General features: G+C 71.9%; 20 protein-coding genes. 15 read left to right on the top strand and 5 right to left on the bottom strand.

Annotated features, from left to right (window positions below):
- Positions 1-134: 134 nt before the first annotated feature.
- From ABZW32_RS12275 to ABZW32_RS12265, 3 genes are read right to left on the bottom strand one after another with little or no spacing between them, the layout of a single operon-like run.
- Complete coding sequence (locus tag ABZW32_RS12275) at positions 135-707, bottom strand: antibiotic biosynthesis monooxygenase (protein WP_356214553.1); 573 nt, start codon at positions 705-707, stop codon at positions 135-137.
- A gap of 60 nt (positions 708-767) precedes the next feature.
- On the bottom strand, positions 768-1,115 hold the full coding sequence (locus ABZW32_RS12270) for a GNAT family N-acetyltransferase (protein WP_356214551.1): 348 nt from the start codon (positions 1,113-1,115) through the stop codon (positions 768-770).
- Between the two features lie 26 nt (positions 1,116-1,141).
- The gene (locus ABZW32_RS12265; RefSeq protein ID WP_356214549.1) at positions 1,142-2,083 is read right to left on the bottom strand and encodes a pirin family protein; all 942 of its coding nucleotides are present in this window, start codon (positions 2,081-2,083) and stop codon (positions 1,142-1,144) included.
- Positions 2,084-2,180: 97 nt separating this feature from the next.
- Here ABZW32_RS12265 and ABZW32_RS12260 point away from each other — a divergent pair, with 97 nt between their 5' ends.
- The 14 genes from ABZW32_RS12260 (at position 2,181) to ABZW32_RS12195 (ending at position 15,262) form a co-directional block, all read left to right on the top strand.
- Positions 2,181-2,681, top strand: a complete 501-nt coding sequence (locus tag ABZW32_RS12260; RefSeq protein WP_356214547.1) for a carboxymuconolactone decarboxylase family protein — start codon at positions 2,181-2,183, stop codon at positions 2,679-2,681.
- 162 nt (positions 2,682-2,843) lie between these two features.
- The gene (locus ABZW32_RS12255; protein WP_356214545.1) at positions 2,844-3,302 is read left to right on the top strand and encodes a VOC family protein; all 459 of its coding nucleotides are present in this window, start codon (positions 2,844-2,846) and stop codon (positions 3,300-3,302) included.
- A 339-nt stretch (positions 3,303-3,641) separates the two neighbouring features.
- Positions 3,642-4,766 carry an alcohol dehydrogenase catalytic domain-containing protein gene (locus ABZW32_RS12250; protein ID WP_356214543.1) on the top strand — a complete coding sequence of 375 codons (1,125 nt, stop codon included), beginning with the start codon at positions 3,642-3,644 and terminating at the stop codon, positions 4,764-4,766.
- Positions 4,763-5,749, top strand: a complete 987-nt coding sequence (locus tag ABZW32_RS12245) for an ROK family protein (RefSeq protein WP_356214542.1) — start codon at positions 4,763-4,765, stop codon at positions 5,747-5,749. Before ABZW32_RS12250 ends, ABZW32_RS12245 begins: the two co-directional genes overlap by 4 nt.
- A 31-nt stretch (positions 5,750-5,780) precedes the next feature.
- Positions 5,781-6,782 carry a phosphotransferase gene (locus ABZW32_RS12240; RefSeq protein ID WP_356214540.1) on the top strand — a complete coding sequence of 334 codons (1,002 nt, stop codon included), beginning with the start codon at positions 5,781-5,783 and terminating at the stop codon, positions 6,780-6,782.
- Between the two features lie 274 nt (positions 6,783-7,056).
- Complete coding sequence (locus tag ABZW32_RS12235; RefSeq protein WP_356214538.1) at positions 7,057-7,584, top strand: hypothetical protein; 528 nt, start codon at positions 7,057-7,059, stop codon at positions 7,582-7,584.
- Between the two features lie 102 nt (positions 7,585-7,686).
- Entirely contained in the window at positions 7,687-9,006 is a 1,320-nt protein-coding gene (locus ABZW32_RS12230; protein WP_356214536.1) for an aspartate aminotransferase family protein, read from the top strand.
- A complete protein-coding gene (locus ABZW32_RS12225) occupies positions 9,003-10,031 on the top strand; it encodes an inositol monophosphatase family protein (protein ID WP_356214534.1) in 1,029 nt (342 codons plus the stop codon). Before ABZW32_RS12230 ends, ABZW32_RS12225 begins: the two co-directional genes overlap by 4 nt.
- 5 nt (positions 10,032-10,036) lie before the next feature.
- Positions 10,037-10,951: a diiron oxygenase gene (locus ABZW32_RS12220; RefSeq protein WP_356214532.1), complete on the top strand. Its 915-nt coding sequence runs from the start codon at positions 10,037-10,039 to the stop codon at positions 10,949-10,951.
- A complete protein-coding gene (locus tag ABZW32_RS12215; RefSeq protein ID WP_356214531.1) occupies positions 10,938-11,804 on the top strand; it encodes a hypothetical protein in 867 nt (288 codons plus the stop codon). Before ABZW32_RS12220 ends, ABZW32_RS12215 begins: the two co-directional genes overlap by 14 nt.
- On the top strand, positions 11,801-12,847 hold the full coding sequence (locus ABZW32_RS12210; protein ID WP_356214529.1) for a nitronate monooxygenase: 1,047 nt from the start codon (positions 11,801-11,803) through the stop codon (positions 12,845-12,847). Before ABZW32_RS12215 ends, ABZW32_RS12210 begins: the two co-directional genes overlap by 4 nt.
- Positions 12,848-12,849: 2 nt before the next feature.
- The gene (locus ABZW32_RS12205) at positions 12,850-13,083 is read left to right on the top strand and encodes an acyl carrier protein (protein ID WP_356214527.1); all 234 of its coding nucleotides are present in this window, start codon (positions 12,850-12,852) and stop codon (positions 13,081-13,083) included.
- Between the two features lie 7 nt (positions 13,084-13,090).
- Complete coding sequence (locus tag ABZW32_RS12200; protein WP_356214525.1) at positions 13,091-13,642, top strand: MOSC domain-containing protein; 552 nt, start codon at positions 13,091-13,093, stop codon at positions 13,640-13,642.
- Positions 13,643-13,891: 249 nt separating this feature from the next.
- Positions 13,892-15,262: a hypothetical protein gene (locus ABZW32_RS12195; RefSeq protein WP_356214523.1), complete on the top strand. Its 1,371-nt coding sequence runs from the start codon at positions 13,892-13,894 to the stop codon at positions 15,260-15,262.
- 37 nt (positions 15,263-15,299) lie between these two features.
- Here ABZW32_RS12195 and ABZW32_RS12190 read toward each other — a convergent pair whose 3' ends face one another.
- Positions 15,300-15,953, bottom strand: coding sequence for a deoxynucleoside kinase (locus tag ABZW32_RS12190; protein WP_356214521.1), 654 nt, complete (start codon positions 15,951-15,953; stop codon positions 15,300-15,302).
- 324 nt (positions 15,954-16,277) lie between these two features.
- Positions 16,278-17,345: a tRNA (adenosine(37)-N6)-threonylcarbamoyltransferase complex transferase subunit TsaD gene (gene tsaD / locus ABZW32_RS12185; protein WP_356214595.1), complete on the bottom strand. Its 1,068-nt coding sequence runs from the start codon at positions 17,343-17,345 to the stop codon at positions 16,278-16,280.
- A 272-nt stretch (positions 17,346-17,617) separates the two neighbouring features.
- On the opposite strand from tsaD, the gene ABZW32_RS12180 reads away from it, so the two are divergent.
- Positions 17,618-18,706 carry a HoxN/HupN/NixA family nickel/cobalt transporter gene (locus tag ABZW32_RS12180; protein ID WP_356214593.1) on the top strand — a complete coding sequence of 363 codons (1,089 nt, stop codon included), beginning with the start codon at positions 17,618-17,620 and terminating at the stop codon, positions 18,704-18,706.
- Positions 18,707-18,763 lie beyond the last annotated feature (57 nt).

Below are 18,763 nucleotides of genomic sequence, written 5' to 3'. Positions count from 1 at the left end.
CAGATCCGCGCGCTATCTCCCCCCCCCCCCCCCCCCGCGCAGGTACGGGACCCTGGCCGACACGGTCCCGCACCCGCCGCGGGCGCTCCACCGCCGGGCCGTTCGAGACGCCCGCCGGGGCCCGTTCCGGCCCGTTACGGCGTGAGCCAGCCGCGCAGCAGTCTGCTCACGGCGGGCATCGCCACGTAGGTCATCAGGATGTTGAAGACGGCGGCGGTGATGAGGCTGTTGAGGAGGAGGGGGAGTGTGGTGAGGTGCGGCACGAGGAAGTAGCCGCCGAGTACGGAGATCGGGTAGATCGCCAGGGTCGCGCTGATCGCCATCTTCCAGCGGGGCGGGGCCGGCCGGGTCGAGCCGGGTTTGGCGAACCAGGTCTCCATGCCGGTCAGGTGGCGCCGGGCGATTTCGGTGTGGTGGTGGCCCTGGCAGTCGGCGAACCAGGCCGCCCGCTCGGGGGATTCCTGCCAGGCGCGGCAGGCCTCGGCGTCGCGGAAGCGGTGGACGAGGAACCAGGGGGCGTCGCCGCCGGAGGAGCGGAAGAGCCCGTATCCGAGGTGGCCGGGGAACGTCGCCGCGGTTTCCAGGATGCCCTTCGCCCACCGCTCGAAGTCGGCTTCATGGCCGGGATCGACCCGGCGGGCTATCAGAAGGGTCACCTCGCCGGTGTCGGCGGGGACGGTAGAGCGCTCGAGGCTGACCGCGGTCACCTGTACTCCTTGTGATCGTGCCGCGCCCGGTCACACTCTACGCGTTGTTCCGGCGGGGGCTCAGCGGCCCAGCTGGGCGTCGAGCCAGGTGAGGACCTCGGGGGTGACGGGGTCGGTGATGTCGGCGAACTCGGTGTGCTTGGTGAGGTACTTGGCGACGTAGGGGCAGACGGGCACGATCCGCTTCCCGGAGATGCGGACGTCGGTGAGGGCCTGTTCGACGAGGATGGCGGCGAGTCCCTGGCCGGCGTGGGCGTCGTCGATCTCGGTGTGGAAGAAGACCCGCTGGCCGTCGCGGTCGCGGTAGGCGGTCAGGCCCGCGCGCTCGCCGTCGACGAGGATCTCGTAGCGGTGGCGGGTGTCGACGCGGCGGACGACGGGGGCGGTGGTGGCGGTCTGCTCGTTCATGGCTGAGGTCCTTGGGGTGCGGGGTGTCAGGGACGGGTGGGGTTCTTGCGGGGTGTGATGACGGCGTTGGGCAGGGCGGGGGCGGGGAGTCGCTCGCCGGGGTAGCCGTCGACGGTGCCGAAGCGGTCGGAGGCGTTCTCCCATTCCTCCCGTGCCAGGGCGATGTCTTGGTGGCTGCGGCCGATGAAGTTCCACCACATGACGATGTCCTCTTCGAAGGGCGGGCCGCCGAGGAGGATGGTGCGGGCCGGGTGGTCGGAGTCGTTGGTGAGGGTGAGGGTGGTGCGGCCGGGGGCGGTGTAGCCGAGTTCCGCGGGGCGCAGGGGGGTTCCGTCGAGGCGGACGTCGCCCTCGTCGACGAGGAGGCCGTGCTCGAAGCCGGGGTCGACGTCGAGGGTGACGGTGGCGCCGGCGTCGATCAGGACCTCGGCGCCGAGGAGCGGGGTGAAGGTGTGGACGGGGGAGGTGTCGTCGGCGAGGGTGCCCAGGAAGACCCGCAGCTGTGCGCCGTCGATGCGCAGCGGTACGGGTGCGTGGTGCTGGAACTCGCGGGGGGCGTGGCGGTGTTCGTCGGGGAGGGCCACCCAGAGCTGGACGCCGTGCAGGACGGTGGTGGCGGGGGTGGAGACCTCGGTGTGGCTGATGCCGTGGCCGCCGGTCATGAGGTTGATCTCGCCGGGCCGTACGAAGGCGTGGGTGCCCAGGCTGTCCCGGTGCTCGATCTCCCCACTGAAGAGCCAGCTGACGGTCTGGAGCCCGGTGTGGGGGTGGGGTGCGACGTCCATGCCGCCGGAGTCGGCGACCCGGTCGGGGCCGTAGTGGTCGGCGAAGCACCAGGCCCCGATCAGGGTCCGGGACCGCTGCGGCAGGGTGCGCCGTACGGTCATCGCCCGCGGTCCGCCGAGCGGGACGTCCCGGGCGGTGAGGACCTCGACCTCGACCTCGATCCCGACCTCCGTGTGATCCATATCAAGGCCCCTCTCCGACAAAGTAGTTTCGCTTTCAACAATCTTGGGTGATCATAGTCCCGAAGGCAACCCACGACAACAGGCAAAGGAGCACAGGGTGAGCGAGACGGCACAGACCACGGCGGATCCCCGGACCGACGGCCGGATCTACCTCGACAAGCAGAGCCCCGCCGCGTACCAGGCACTGGTCAAGACCGCCGACGCCGTCCGCGCGGCGGCCGCCGAGGCCGGCCTGGACCGGATCCTCGTCGAACTGGTCAACCTCCGGGTCTCCCAGCTCAACGGCTGCGCCTTCTGTCTCGACGTCCACACCCGGGCCGCCCTGCGCGCCGGGGAGACCACCCGGCGCCTCGGCGTGCTCGCCGCCTGGCGGGACACCGAGCTCTTCACCGCCCGCGAACGCGCGGCCCTCGCCCTGGCCGAGGCCACCACCCACCCCGCCGACGCCCTCGCCCAGGAGCGGGCCTACGCGCAGGCGCGGGGAGTGCTGGACGACGACCAGCTCTCCGCCGTGGTCTGGGCGGCGATCACGATCAACGCCTTCAACCGCGTCTCGATCCTCAGCAAGCACCCGGTGCGGGAGACTCCCACCCGCTGAACCGCCACGGGCCGCCGCCCATCCGGCCGCAAGGCCGGATCTCCACGAAGCACCCGTGAGCTGCGCCCGGTTGAAGTCGCCCGGCGCCCCGCTTGACCTCAAGTGCGCTTGGGTTTCTACGTTCTTGGTCATCGGTAACAACCCCCCAAGGAGGCAGTTCCCATGACCGCGACCACTGTTCCCGAGGCCTACCGCAACGCTGTCGTCGCCCACATCATGGTCGATGGCGCGAAGAACGCGATCGACTTCTACACCCGCGCATTCGGTGCCGACGAGCTGTTCCGCCTCGACGGCCCGGACGGACGCATCGTGCACGCCGAGGTCGGGATCCAAGGCTCCACCATCATGCTGGGCGACCCCGAGGGACCGCACTTCGGCGCACCGACGGCTCTCGGCGGCACCTCCGTGGGCCTGCACGTCTTCGTGGATGACGTCGACGCGCTGGCGGAGCGGGCCACCGAGGCCGGCGCCGAGCTCCTTCAGCCACCGGCCGACCAGTTCCACGGTGATCGTACGGCCATCGTGAAGGACCCCTACGGCCATGTGTGGGTCTTCCTCACGCACCTGGAGGACCTCGCGCCGGACGAGGTGGCCCGCCGAGCCCGGGACCTCTTCCTCTGAACGACGATCCGCCGGACAGGCCCCGGGGAACGGGCAGCATGAGCAGCGCGGTGAGTGACGACGGCAACGTCGACGGGGGCGTCAAGCCGCTCGCGGCCGGGGACCCGAGCCGGATCGGGCCTCCGCCCGGTCTCCCGGATCCGGACATGTTGTGCCCGGGGCTCGGTGTCGTCCGAGCCCCGGGCCGTGGCCACTTCTGACCAGCGGTCTTTGCGGTCGGCCCCGAGGGCGCGGGCTCCGGGCCCGGCCGGACGCCGCCGCGGAGTGGCTCAGAGGCGTTGTATCCGGTCGGGTCCGGCTGGGCTAGCGTCGCCCTCCGAACACCGATGGGGAGGTCTCGTGCGCGCTCTCGTCTATCAGGGTCCAGGCTCCGCCGAACTGCAGGAGCGGCCCACCGCGCGGCTCGTGAACGGTGATGACGTCGTCGTGGAGGTCGTCGGTACGGGGGTGTGCGGAACGGACCGCAAGATCCTGCTGGGGCGTTTCCCGGCCCGGCCGGGGGTGGTGCTCGGGCACGAGTCGGTGGGTGTGGTGCGGGAGGCCGGGCCGCAGGTGCGCTCGGTCGTGGTGGGGGAGCGCGTGGTGGTCAACCCCACCCTGTACTGCGGCTGGTGTGTTCCGTGCCGCCGGGGCGCGACCAACTTCTGCCGCCACAAGGCCGGCACCGAGGTCGGCGTCGACCGTGACGGTACCTATGCGGAGGCCGTGACCCTGCCGGAACGATTCGTAGAGCGGGTTCCCGCCGGGCTGTCCTTCCGGGGCGCGGTCCTGATCGAGCCGCTCGCGTGCGTCCTGAGCAACGTCCGCGCCGCTTCCCTCACCTTCGACGACACCGTGGTGGTGCTCGGCGCGGGCCCGATCGGGATACTGACCGCACTGGTCGCCGCCCGCCGGGCGCGCCGTGTCACGGTCGCGGAACCGGACGGCTACCGGCTGGAGCGGGCCCGCGAGCAGTTCGCGCACGTGGTGGACGTTGCCGGAAGGGACGCGGCCGAAGCCGTGGTGAAGGCCTCGGGCGGTGAGCGTCCCTCCGTCGTCTTCGACACCACGGGCACCGGCCTGGAGGCGGCGCTGCGCCTGATCGACGACGGGGGCCGGGTGGTGGTGATGGGCTTCGACGACACCTACACCGTGCCGCTGCGCCCGCTCCGGCTCACCAACCGCGGCATCCGGCTGATCGGCGCCGGGGACTACCGTGCCGACGTCTTCCCGGTCGCCGTGGACCTGGCCGCCGAACTGGCCGGCCCACAGGGCCCCGGCTCCGAACCGGTCCTGGAGCGGCTGGTGACGCACGAGTTCCCGCTCGAACGGTACGAGGAGGCCTTCGCGGCGCTCGGCGGGCCCACCCACGGCGACGCCGCGGACGGCGGCACCGCAGGGGCGCCCCGCTACGACGCGCTCAAGGTCGTCATCCGCTCGCACTCGGGCCCGGTCGGCGCCGACGGCTGGCCGGTGGGCGCGTGAGCGCGCCGCGGCTCGGGTCCATCGAGTCCGGCGGGACCAAGTTCGTCTGCCTGGTCGGCTCGGCCCCGGACCGGATCGAGGCCGAGATCCGCTTCCCGACCGGAGAACCGGGCCCCACCCTGAAACGGGCCATCACCTTCTTCCAGGAGACCGCCGCCGAGACCGGACCCCTGGACGCGGTCGGCATCGCCTCCTTCGGGCCCCTCGAACTGCGCCCGGGCCACGCGAGGTTCGGCCACCTCGCGGCCACCCCCAAACCCGGCTGGTCCGGAGTGGACGTCGCGGGTCCGGTCGCCGCCGCGCTCGGTGTGCCGGTGGGCATCGACACCGACGTCAACGGCGCGGCCCTCGGCGAGGGCCGCTGGGGTGCGGCGCGCGGCCTGGACACCTACGTCTACCTCACCGTCGGCACCGGCATCGGCGCCGGCGCGGTGATCGGCGGCAAGGTGGTCAGCGGGCTGGTCCACACCGAGATGGGCCACCTGGCCGTGCCCCGGATCGCGGGCGACGCCTTCCCCGGCTCCTGCCCCTTCCACGGCGACTGCTGGGAGGGGCTCGCGGGCGGCGAGGCGATGGGCGCCCGTTGGGGGACACCGGCCGAGGAGCTGACCGGCGGCGCCCTGCGTGAGGCACTGCGGCTGGAGGCGGCCTATCTGGCCGCGGGACTGCGCAACATCGTGTACACGACCGCGCCCCAGCGGATCGTGATCGGCGGCGGCGTCGCGGAACTCCCCGGGCTGTTCCCGCTGCTGCGCTCCGAGCTGACCACGGCACTGGGCGGATACCCCGGGCTGCCCGAGCACGCGGCCGGGGACTTCGTGGTCCCGGCGCGGCTCGGCCGGCTCGCCGGGCCGGCGGGCGGCCTGGTCCTGGCAGCAGAAGCGGCAGAGGCGGCAGAGGCAGCAGGGGCGGCGGAAGCCGCCGCCACAGTGCAGGGGCCACCTCACCCCGGTGCTGGGCCATCGGGGGGAACGGACGCATGAGGACGGCCCCGGGCCGGGCAGGCCGGTCGGTGTGACGCACCCCGATCCGGTGGGCCTCCTGGACCCCGCCACCCACGCCTGGCTGACCGGGCACGCCCTGCCCGGGGCACTCGTGCACGGGGTGGACCCGTTGCCCGGCGGGTTCACCAACGACATGACCCTGCTCACCGCCCAGCCCCCCGGCGCACCGGCCGCGGAGCGCTACGTACTGCGCCGCTACCGGCCCAGCGGCAGCCGGGTCCCGCGCAACACCTGTGCCGTGGAGCTCGCGGTACTCGGCCGGGCGGCGGCCCGTACCGTACCGGTGACCACGGTGGTCGCGGCCGATCCGTACGGCCGGGCCACCGGCCGCCCCACCCTGCTCTACCGGTTCGTCCACGGGACCCCGCTCAGCCAGGTACTCGCGGACGGCCCGGCGAGCGGGGAGGCCCGCGACCTGGGCCGGGCCGTCGGCGCGGTGCTGGCGAGGATCGGCCGGGTCAGGCTGCCGCGACCGGGAGTCTTCGATGACTCCTCCCTGGTCCCGGCCCCGAACGGCGGGGCCCCGCTGGGGGACCTGCCCGGGTTCGTCGACCGCTGTCTGTCCACCGCGCCCGCGGACGGTCCGCTGAGCGGGACGGATGCGGCCGTACTGTCCGCCCTGGCGCGCAGCGGGCCCCCGGCGCTCGCCGCCGTGGCAGGTGAACGCAGCCTGGTGCACTGCGACTTCAACCCGAAGAACCTCCTGGTGGAGCGGCGGGCCGGGGACTGGGCGGTGGCCGCCGTGCTCGACTGGGAGCTCGCCTTCAGCGGCTCCCCGCTCTTCGACGTCGGGAACATGCTGCGCTTCGCCCACGAGTACCCGCCCGCCTTCACCGCCGGCTTCGTCAAGGGCTTCCGGGGCGGGAGCGGGCGACTGCCCGGGGACTGGCTGCGGCTCAGCCGGACGCTGGACCTCTTCGCGCTCGCGGACATCCTCACGGCACCGCCCGACCCGGCCTACTTCGCCCGCGCCCGCACCGTACTGCACCGGGCGGCCGCCGGCGGGTGCTGAGCCCGGCAGGTGCCGACGGCAACCGGAGCCGACGACAGCCGGCGCCGACCGCGGTCGACGGAAGCGCATCACCCCGTCACTCCTTTTCCCATCCGTCCCGTGCGCCGCCGCATTCCCAGGAGGCGACTTCTGTTCGAGCGGATCACGGAAACCCGACATTATTCGCCGATTAAATGGCGAGTAGGTGACGCCTGACCGTCTTCTCAGTGCCGAGAAGGCGGGTTAGTCTGCCTGGACCGAAGCGAAAGATCCTTGAGCAAGGGAGAATTCCGCAGTGGTGAACGAAAGTCCGGAGAACGTCCTGAACGCGCTCACGCCGACCGTTCGCTGCAACGGGACACCGCCGACGCCGGCCCTGCGCGAAGGTCCGTACTACAAGCCCGACACTCCTTTCAGGACCAGTTTCCGAGGCGATGTGGAAGGGGGCGTCCCGATGCTGCTGCACGGAGCCGTGCGCACCCCCGAGGGCAAGCCGATCGGAGGCACTCTGCTCGACTTCTGGCAGGTCGGGGATGCCGGAGTCTACGACGACGACGGTTTTCGGCTGCGTGGTCACCAGTTCGCGGACGCCGAGGGGCAGTGGCGGCTGGAGACGGTGTTGCCCGCCGTGTATCCCGGGCGGACACGTCACGTGCACGTGAAGGTACAACCGCCCGGCGGAGCCGTGCTGACCACGATGCTGTATTTTCCGGGCGAGCGTCGAAATCACCTCGACAAATACTTTCGGCCGGAATGCCTGATGGACGTACGTGAGACCCCCGAGGGCTGGGACGCCGCGTTCACCTTCATCCTGGACCTGTGACTCCCGCCCCGCATTCCCTGACGGAATCTTAGATTCCGAAATCCGGAGACATCGATATCCGCCGTCCGCAACATCCGCGGGACGGAAGTCGACAGGAGTCACATGGCCGACCTGATGCGCGCCCAGCGCGACGCCCGCGACGTCCGCGGCGATGCCCTGAGCTACGCACAGAACCACATCTACTACCCGGTCAGCGCGTACGAGATGGACCACGGGGAGGGCGTCCACCTCTACGACACCGACGGCAACGAGTACCTCGACTGCGCGTCCGGCACCTTCAACCTGAGCCTCGGCTATGGCCACCCCGAAGTCGTCAAGGCCATGCGCGACCAGGCCGAGCGGCTGGTGCACACCACCTCGACCTTCCAGACCGCCCCCGTCAACGAGCTGGTCCGGCGGCTGGTCGAGGTCACCCCGCCGAACCTGACGAAAGTGCACCTCAAGGTGTCGGGCGGTTCCACCGCCAACGAGGGTGCGGTCAAGATGGCGCAGGTGGCCACCGGCCGCCGCGACGTCATCACCCTGTTCCGCAGTCACCACGGCCAGACCATGATGACGACCACCATGTCGGGCGAGTCCTTCCGCAAAGCTCCCTTCCCGCACCTGATGCCCGGCGTGCTCCAGGTCCCCGACCCCTACTGCCTGCGCTGCTTCTACCGCCAGGCCGGCCCCGACAGCTGCGGCATGCTCTGCGTCGAACGCATCAACGACTTCCTCGACCACGCCAGTTCCGGCAGCGTCGCGTGCGTCGTCGTCGAACCGGTCTCCGGCAGCGGCGGCAACATCGTGCCCCCCGACGGCTACCTGCCCGCCCTGCGCGCCCTCTGCGACGAACGGGGCATCGTCCTCGTCTTCGACGAGATCCAGACCGGCATAGGCCGCGTCGGCCGGATGTTCGCCGCGGAGCACTACGGGGTCCGGCCCGACATCCTGACCACCGCCAAGGGCCTCGGCGGCTCCGGTGCCCAGATCGCCGCCATCGTCGCGGACGAGCGGATGGCCGGGCTCAGCAGCGACCACCACTCCTTCACCTACGGCGGCAACGTACTCGCCGCCGCCGCGGCGGCCACCACCCTCGACGTGATCGGCCGCCCGGGCTTCCTGGAGAACGTCCGGGAGGTCGGCGCCCACGTCATGGAACGGCTGCGCGCCCTGGCCGCCCGGCACCCCGCCGTCGTGGACGTACGGGGACTCGGCCTGATGATCGGGATCGAGATCGGCGACGACCGGGGCCGCCCGCACAGCGAACGGGCCCAGGCGCTGGCCCGGCGCGGCATGGACCACGGTCTGATCCTGCGCACCTCCCGCTACGGCCGGGGCAACGTGATCAAGATCCGCCCGCCGCTCATCCTCACCCGCACGGAGGCCGACCTGCTCTGCGACCGGCTCGAAGCCCTCTTCGCCGCCGAGGCCGCCGCATGACCGGCACCGAGCCCGGCACCGAGCCCGGCACCGAGCCCGACACGGACCCCAGCACCGAGCCGGGCCGCTCTCCCGACACCGAGCCCGGCCGCCCTCCCGGGCCCGCCGCCGTGCGCCGGTACGTGACCGGCCTCGCCGACGCCGTCCGCGAGGCCGTACTGGCCGCCCAGAACCAGGCCGGCAGCCGCCTGGTCCGGGGCCACTCCCCGGGCGGGGACGCCCAGTTCGGCCTCGACGAGGTCGCGGAAGCCGCCGTCTGGAAGTACGTCGTCGGCCACGACATGCCCGTCGCCGTCTACTCCGAGGACCGCGGCCTCCAGTACCACGGCACGGACCCCGCCCATCTGCTGGTCGTCGACCCCATCGACGGCACCCGGCCCGCCGTCGCCGGCCTGGAGTCGGCCACCGTCTCGGTCGCCGTCGCCCGCATGTCGCAGCGCCCGCGCATCGCCGACGTCGAGCACGCGCTGCTGATGGAACTGCGCACGGGCGCCTACCTCTACGGGGACCTCGCCACGCCCGGCATCGCCGCGCACGGCTACGACCACCCCGTCCCCGCCCTGACCGGCACCACCGACCTCACGCGGATGTTCTGGTCGCTGGAGTTCAACGGCCACCCGGCCCGCCTGATGACCGAGGCCCACGGCCACCTCATCGACCTCTCGGCCAACACCGGCGGGGTCTTCGTCTTCAACAGCGCCACCTGGTCGATCTCCCGTCTGCTCACCGGTCAGCTCGACGCCTACGTGGACATCGGGAACCGGCTGCTGCGCGACGACCCGGCGCTGCTGCCCGAGTTCGAACGCGTCGGCAACGGCCGGGTCCTGCACCTGTTCCCGTACGACATCGCGGCGGCCGTCTTCCTCGCCGAGCGCGCCGGGGCGGTCATCACCGACGGATACGGACAGCCGCTCGGCGACACCGTCCTGACCGACCTGAGCATCACCAACCAGCGGTCCTGCGTGGCCGCGGCCACCCCCGAACTCCACCGGGCCCTGCTGTCGGCCGTCCGGTGGAAGAAATGACGCCCATGCGCCCCCTGGACACCCCGCCCGCCGCAGCGGTCGGCGCCACCACCGACGACGACACCGAGTTCAGGGCCCTGCTCGACCGGCTCTCGGACAAGGCCACCGCGGACTACTACAACCCCTTCACCACCTTCGACTGGCCGTCCACGATCCCCACCGACGGACTCTGGATGTCCCCCGAACTCCTCTCCGTCCACGGCACCGAGCTGATGGACGAACTGAGCCCCACCCGGCTGCGGGCACTGAGCCGCTGGGAGAGCGTCAACTTCTACAGCCTCAACGTGCACGGCATCCGCGAACTGCTCATCGAGGTCACCCGGCGCATCCACATGCCCGGCTTCGAGCTGCCCTCCGAGTTCTTCCACCACTTCATCGGTGAGGAGAACGACCACATGTGGTTCTTCGCCACCTTCTGCCTCAAGTACGCGGACAAGATCTACCCCGACAAGTCGGTGAAGCTGCCCGAACCCCCGCGCGATCCGAACATCGAGAACTTCCTCGTCTTCGCCCGGATCCTGATCTTCGAGCAGGTGGTCGACCACTACAACGTCCACCTGGCCGCCGACCGCCGACTGCACCCGACCATCCGCCACATCAACCGCCTGCACCACCAGGACGAGTCCCGGCACATCGCCTTCGGCCGCCGCCTGGTGCAGTTGCTGTGGGAGCGCCTGCACCACAGCGGCCTCGACGAGGAGGCCCGGCACGAACTGGGCCACTACCTCCGCCGCTACCTCACCACCAGCATGGAGTCCTTCTACAACCCGGCCGTCTACCGCGACGCGGGCCTTCCGGACGGCTTCGCGCTGCGCCGGCGGCTGCTCGCCCACCCCGCCCGGCAGGCCGCCCACGCCAAGGTCCTGCACAAGACCACCGACTTCCTCCACCGGATCGGGGTCTTCGATGCCCCTCACTGACCCCACGGCCACCGGGACCGCCTGGGCGGTCCGGGACGGACTGGCCACCCTCGACGAACCCGCCGTACTGCTGCGGGGCGCCCTGGACGAGGTGTTCACCCGGTGGGGAACAGAGGCCGGAGCCCGGCAGCGGAGCTACCCACCGCTGCTGCGGGCCGAGGACCTGCGGACCCTCGACTACTTCCGCAACTTCCCGCACCTGGGCAGCGCGGTCACCCGGATCCGCCCCGACCGGCTGGAGGCCCTCGCCGCGGACCGGCCCGCGGGCGCCGCACTGCCCGCGCCCGATCTGGCCGACGCCACCCACCTGCTGCCCTCCGCGGCCTGCTACGGCTGTTTCCTGCACCTCACCGGAACCAGAGCGGACACCCCCGTCCTGATCACCACCGTCGCGCAGTGCTTCCGCAACGAGGACCACCACGACGGGCTGCGCAGGCTCTGGGGATTCACCATGCGGGAGATCGTGTGCGTCGGCGCGGCCGAAACCGTACGCGCCCACCTCGACCGGCACCAGGAGCGGATCACCGCCTTCGGCGCGGCCCTCGGCCTCACACTGGACCGGCAGCCCGCCACCGACCCCTTCTTCCAGAAGGACGGCGCCCGCACCGTCATGCAACTGCTCGCCCCCGTCAAGGACGAGTACCTGCACACCGACGGCACCGCCGTCGCCTCCACCAACAACCACCGCAACTTCTTCGGCGAGCGCCGCGCCATCCACCACGCCGGCCGCCCGGCCTTCACCGGCTGCGTGGCCTTCGGCCTGGAACGCTGGGTGCACGCCCTGGGAGACCTCTACGAAGGGGACCTGGTCGCCGCGCACCGCGCGGTACGGCGGGCGGGGGAGCGCTCGTGACCCGGCTCGCCGCCCTCCTCGGGCTCGAACTCCCCCTGCTGCAGGCCGGGATGGGCGCCGTCGCCGGCCCCGCTCTGTGCGCCGCGGTGTCCCGAGCCGGAGCGGGCGGCACCCTCGCCCTGTACAAGGAACCGCCCGACCGGGCAGCCCGGCTGGTGCGGGAGGCGGCGGTCGCCACCGACCGGCCGTTCGGGGTGAACGTGGTCCCCGAGGTCACCGGCCCGGCGCGCTGCCTGGACCAGCTCCGGGCGGCCCTGCCCGAACTGCCCCCGGGCGGCTTCGTCACCAGCTTCGGGCTGCCCGACGCCGACGCCGCCCGGGCCGTGCACACCGCCGGACACCCGCTGGTGGTCCAGGTCGGCACCCCCGCGGACGCCGACAGCGCCCTCGGCCGGGGCGCGGCCGTCCTGGTCCTCCAGGGCACCGAGGCCGGCGGCCACCTGCTCGGCCGGCGGCCGGTGGACCTCCTGCTGGCCGCCGTCCGGGCGCGCCACCCGCACGCGGTCCTGGCCGTCGCGGGCGGGATCGCGACCGGGAAGGACCTCGCCGGCGCGGTGGCGCGCGGCGCGGACGGAGCCATGGCCGGCACCCTGTTCGTACCGGCAGCGGAATCCACGGCGCATCCGGAGTTCAAACGACGGGTGGTCGAGGCCGCGGCCGACGAAACCGTCGTCACCTCCCTCTTCGACATCGGCTGGCCGCACCGCCCGCACCGCGTCCTGCGCAACTGCCTCACCACCACCCCGGACCGCGCGCCGGCCGTCTTCATCGCCACCACCCGAGTGGACGGCCGCAGGTATCCGGTACCGCGCTACAGCGCGGCGGCTCCGGGCGAAGGCACCACCGGACGCATCGAGGAGATGGCCATGTACTGCGGCCGGTCCTGTGCCCGCGTCACCACCCGGCACCCGGCAGCCGCGACCGTCGCGCGGCTCCGCCGGGAGTACGAGAGCGAGCGGCGCGCGGCGCAAGGCACCGCCGGCGCCGCCACAGCGGGGCGCACGAGCGGATGCGAAGAACCGCACCGGATCCAGGAGAGGTGACCATGGACGAGGCGATCAAGCCGGTCGTGGACTGGCTGCTCGAACACAACCCCACCGTCGAGGAGATCCCCGAGGACCTCGACCTGATCGAGAACCGGCTGATCGACTCCCTCGGCTTCATGGAGTTCATCCTGTTGCTGGAGGACCTGATCGGCCGGGAACTGCATCTCGACCAGATCGACGTGAACCAGTTCCGCACCCTTCGCTCCCTGTCGGACCACTTCCTGAAGGGGTGAACCGCCCATGGCCGCGGCCCCACCGCCGCCCGGACCCGGCCGGGTCCTCTCCCTGCACCTCGCCGCGGGACCGGGCGAGCCCACCTTCCGCGTCGAACGGGCCCGAGCGGTGACCGGCCGCGGTCTGGCGGGGGACCGCAACTACTGGGCGGGCGAGGGCCCCCGGCCCCGGCGTCGGGGCACGGGCCGGGCGTCCGGGGTCTGCGACGTCACCCTCATCGAGGCCGAGTCCCTGGAGGCCCTGGCCCGCGAGCACGGCATCGCGCTCACCCCCGCCGAATGCCGCCGCAACCTCGTCTGCCGTGACATCCGGCTCAACCCGCTGGTGGACCACGAGTTCCGGATCGGCGCGGTGATCCTGCGCGGTCTCAAACTCAGCGAACCCTGCGCCCGCCTCGAACAGCTCGTGCGCCCCGGGCTGATCCGCGGCCTGCTGCACCGCGGCGGACTGCGGGCCGAGGTCGTCAGCGGCGGGACGATCCGGGTGGGCGACCGGATCGGCCCCCTCCAGCACCACGCACGGCCGCGCCTGCCGCCCGTTCCCGCAGACCTTTCCTGAGGCCGGCCGGGCCCGGCCCGGCCACCCGCCCCGACGTACCCCGCCCGCCGCCCGGCCCCCTGCCCCCACCGGCAGACCCGCCGGACGGTGGAAAGCCCGTCGACCAGTGCGCACGTCGTCTGGAACGGCTCCCGAACGTCCACGTCCACGTCCACGTCCACGTCCACGTCCGCAGGCCCGGACGGTCCGCCCGCGCACCGCGCGGAGGGCGGCCGTCCGGCCCCGCGGCCCAGCAGGCAGGAAGACAGCATGGCGATCGAAGGCGCCGCCCCCGGGCGGGAGAACGGCACGGCACCGGACTTCGGCGCGGACACCCCGTCGGCCAAGGCCGTGGAACGCGCGGAACGGGCGGGCGAGGAACTCGCCGCGGTGGGGGCGGCCGTCGCCGTCCGCCCGCTGGAGTGGGGCTTCATCCTCCGCCTCGACCAACGGTCCGTCGACCTCCTCGCACCCCCGGACGGCAGCGGGCCCGTCACCGGTTTCCCCGGCCTCGTGGAGGACGTGCTCGCCGGGGCCCTGCCCGCGGCCGTCGCCGAAGCCGTCGGGGCGCGGCTGGCCGGACGGGCCGAACGGATCCGGGCCGCCGTCCGGGGCACCGGGTGCGAGCTGCGCTCGCCGTGGGCCGCGCCCACCCTCCTCGCCCCGGTGGCCCTCGACGCACCGGCGAGCGGGACCGGCCTGTGGTTCAGCGTGTTCGAAACGGGCACCGGCTGGGGAGCCGACACACCCTTCACCGCCCGCTACGCCTCGGAAACCCCGGCCCTGGCCGTCTTCCGCGGCGACCTGTACTGCGTCCACCAGGGCCGGGGCGAAGACCCCGACCTGTGGTGGACGGCGCACCGCGCGGACGGCGGCTGGTCCGATGACCGGCCCCTGCCCGCCCACCACACCCTGGGCAGCCCGGCCCTGGCCGTGTTCCAGGACCGGCTGTACTGCGCGCACCGGGGCGGCTCGGGCGACTGGGGGATGGCCCTGACCTCGTACGACGGCAAGACCTGGAGCCCGGACCGGCCGGTCCCGAGCGCGGAGAGCGTCTACGGCCCGGCGCTGGCCGTCTTCCGCGACGCCCTCCACCTCGCCTACGCCGACGCCGGCCAGCGGATCATGGTCACCACCAGTCGGGACGGCTGGACCTGGACCCCTCCCGAGCCGGTCCCCGGCTGCGCCACCACCAGGTCCCCGGCCCTCGCCGCGTACGACGGCGCCCTGCACCTGCTGCACGGCAACCCCGGCGACGGCGCGATCCACTGGAGCCGGCTGCGCGGCGCCGACTGGACTTCCGAGGGGGCCCTGCCCGGGCTCCGCACCCGGAGCAACATCGGCCTCGCCGTCTTCGACGGCAGGCTGATGTGCGTCCACCGTGACCCCGCCGGCCAGCAACTGTGGTGGTCCGCCTACGACGGCACGGGGTGGAGCGCGGACGCCGCGATGGCGGGCCACAACAGCAAGTACGGTGCGGCACTGGCGGTGTACCGGGACCGGGCCGCCGTCCGGGACCAACTCCTGTGCGTCCACCGGGGCCACGCACAGCGGTTCGTCACGGCGGCGGGGGACGTGCTGACCGAAGTGGACCCGGCAGGGCTGCACGAACTCGACGATCCGGACTCCGTCGCCGACTGAGTCCGCCGCCCGCCGACCACGTCCGACGAGACGGCCCTCAGCCCCGCTGCCCGAGGGCCGCCTTGACCTCCCGCACCACGCGGGCCGCGTCCTCGGGGTTGTGCACCACGTCCGTGTGGTTCATGTCGATGACGAGGACCTCGCTGGCCGAGTAGTGCTTGTGCACCCAGTCGTCGTAGCCGGACCACAGCGTCCGGTAGTACTCGACGAGGCTCTCGTCCTGTTCGAAATCGCGGCCCCGCAGCCCGATGCGGTGCAGCACCGTCTCGAAGTCGGCCTTGAGGTACACCATGAGATCGGGTGCCTTGCGGTACGGCAGTCCGTCGATCTCGCGCATCATCTCGTTGAGCAGCCCCTCGTACACCCGCATTTCGAGGGAGCTGATCCGGCCCAGGTCGTGGTTGACCTTGGCGAAGTACCAGTCCTCGTAGATGGACCGGTCGAGGACGTTGTCGCCCTGCTTGTACGCCTCCTTGATCGCGGCGAACCGCGTCTGGAGGAAGTAGAGCTGGAGCAGGAAGGGGTAGCGGTTCGCCTGGATCTCCTCGGGGCTCGCCGTGTAGAAGAGCGGGAGGATCGGATTGTCTTCGACGCTCTCGTAGAAGACTTCGCTGCCCAGCTCCTTGGCGAGCAGTTCGGCGACACTCGTCTTGCCGATTCCGATCATGCCTCCGACGCAAAGCACCGGCATACCTCACTTCTCCCTGGGGGTCTTCTGTTCGTCGGCGGGTGGGCTGGGCGCCGCACGCCACCGGGACGCACTCCGGCGGTCACGCGATGCCCGGGATCCTCGTGATCGGCGTCATGCGCTCCCCGTCCGGACCGGGGTCCTGACGCGGGTGGCTCTCCTCGGCCGGCGGGTCCGACCGCTCCGTGGCCGCCGCGCGGGTGACGGGCCACAGCCCTACGGCCGAAACTGAATCTTAAATGACGATTCACCCCCGCCGACCGGGGCGCCGGACGGGCCGCCCCGCGCTGCCCTCGCAGTGGTCGAGCCGGTTCGGAAGGGGGCCCCTCACACGGCTGCGCGCACGACCCCCGGCCGGGCGGGCAGCGGAGTCAGGGAGGCGTACTCCAGTGGTGCGGACGGGTCGATGGACACGTTCAGCGGCGCCGGCTCCGCCCCGGAGCGGACCAGCAGATCCCCGACGGCCGCGATCATGGCGCCGTTGTCCGTGCACAGGGTCATGGGAGGAACGCGCAGTTCGATGCCCGCGGAGGCGCACCGCCGTTCCGCCAGGGCCCTGACCCGGGAGTTCGCGGCCACGCCGCCGACCACGACCAGCGTCTTCACGTCGTACGCGCGGCAGGCCGCGAGGGCCTTGCGGGTCAGCACGTCCGCGACCGCCTCCTGCAGCGCGGCGGCTCCGTCGGCGACCGGAGGCTCCTCACCGCGCTGCCGGTGCTTCTCGGCCCAGCGGGCCGCGGCCGTCTTCAGGCCGGAGAAGGAGAAGGCGTACGGTTCGTCCCCGGGCCGGGTCAGCGGGCGCGGGAAGGTCACGGCCTTCGGGTCGCCGTCGCGGGCGGCCCGGTCGATGGCCGGGCCGCCCGGATACGGCAGGCCCAGGATCCGGGCGACCTTGTCGAAGCACTCGCCGGCCGCGTCGTCGAGGGTGTCCCCGAGGTGCAGGATCGGCTCGCGGACCAGGTCCCGGACCAGCAGGAGCGAGGTGTGGCCGCCGGAGACGATCAGCACCACGCAGGGGTCGGGCAGCGGCCCGTGCTCCAGGGTGTCGGCGGCGACGTGCCCGGCCAGGTGGTGGACGCCGTACAGCGGTACTCCGGCCGCGTACGCCAGTGTCTTCGCCCCGGCGAGACCCACCTGCAGCGCGCCCGACAGTCCGGGCCCGGTGGTGACGGCGACCGCGTCGATCTGGCCCAGCCGCAGCCCGGCCTGGTCGAGGGCCTGCCGGACGACCGGGTTGAAGGCGTGCAGGTGCGCGCGGGCGGCGATCTCGGGCACGACGCCACCGAAGCGGGCGTGCTCGTCCATGCTCGACGCCACCACGTGCGCGAGCAGCTTGCCGTCCCGCACGATTCCCGCGCCGGTCTCGTCGCACGACGACTCGATCCCGAGCACCACCGGAGAGCCCACCACAGAACCCCTTATCTTGCATCTGTTGAGTTGTTGCACATAGCTCGCAACAAGGATAGGGCATGGAATGTCGGCGGCGGCAGAGACGTTTCCGCTGGTCAAAGCCTGACCTCTGCTTTACTGCGAAGTGATTGCAAGTGCTCCGGACATGCAGAAGAGTGCTGGCGAGGCCTGACCGCACCAGGCTGTACGAGGAAGGTCGTCCGCCCGTGGTCACCACGTCCGCCCCCCGGGGCCGCATCCGTCGCATCCGCCACTCCATGAGCCGCAAGGAATGGACGAGCCTGGGCGGGATGGCCGCCTTCATCCTGGCGCTCCACGTCATCGGCTGGTTCACGCTCGTCGCGATCGTGACCCCGGAGCACTACAGCATCGGCGCCCAGACCTTCGGCATCGGGATCGGCGTGACCGCGTACACCCTCGGGATGCGCCACGCCTTCGACGCCGACCACATCGCGGCCATCGACAACACCACCCGCAAGCTGATGAACGACGGACAGCGCCCGCTCTCGGTGGGCTTCTGGTTCTCCCTCGGCCACTCCACGATCGTCTTCGGCCTGGCCGTCCTGCTCTCCCTCGGGATCAAAGCGCTGGCCGGGCCGGTCCGCGACGACAACTCCGAGCTCCACGACGTCACCGGGCTCATCGGAACCAGCGTCTCGGCGACGTTCCTCTACGTGATCGCCGCGATCAACCTCGTCATCCTGGCCGGCATCTGGCAGGTCTTCCGGAAGATGCGCTCGGGCCGGTACGACGAGGCGACCCTGGAGAAGCACCTGGACAACCGCGGCTTCATGAACCGGCTCCTCGGCCGCACCATGAAGTCGATCACCAAGCCGTGGCAGATGTACCCGCTCGGACTCCTCTTCGGCCTCGGCTTCGACACCGCCACCGAGATCGCCCTGCTCGTCCTCGCCGGTTCCGGCGCCGCATCCGGACTGCCCTGGTACGCGATCCTCTGCCTGCCGGTCCTCTTCGCCGCGGGGATGTCCCTGCTCGACACCATCGACGGCTCGTTCATGAACTTCGCCTACGGCTGGGCCTTCTCCAAGCCGGTCCGCAAGGTCTACTACAACCTCACCATCACCGGGCTGTCGGTCGCCGTCGCCCTGATCATCGGCACCGTCGAGATCCTCGGCCTCCTCGCCGAGAAGCTCGACCTGCACGGCCCGTTCTGGGACTGGGCCGGCGGTCTCGACCTGAACACCATCGGCTTCGTCATCGTCGGCCTGTTCTTCGTCACCTGGATCCTCGCCCTGGTGACGTGGAAGTACGGCCGCATCGAAGAGAAGTGGACCGCCCACCTCCTGCCCGCCGGCGAGGCGGCCGGGCCGGGGGAAGCCGAGTAGGCAGGGTCCGGGCTCGCCTTGTTCCTTGAGCGTGGGGGCAGGGCAGGGCCGGGGCGG

Origin of the sequence: Streptomyces sp. NPDC004667, from assembly GCF_040609475.1 — a bacterium.
Classification (GTDB): domain Bacteria; phylum Actinomycetota; class Actinomycetes; order Streptomycetales; family Streptomycetaceae; genus Streptomyces.
The sequence above is the reverse complement of the archived record's forward strand: the minus strand, read 5'-3'. Positions and strand labels throughout refer to the sequence as shown.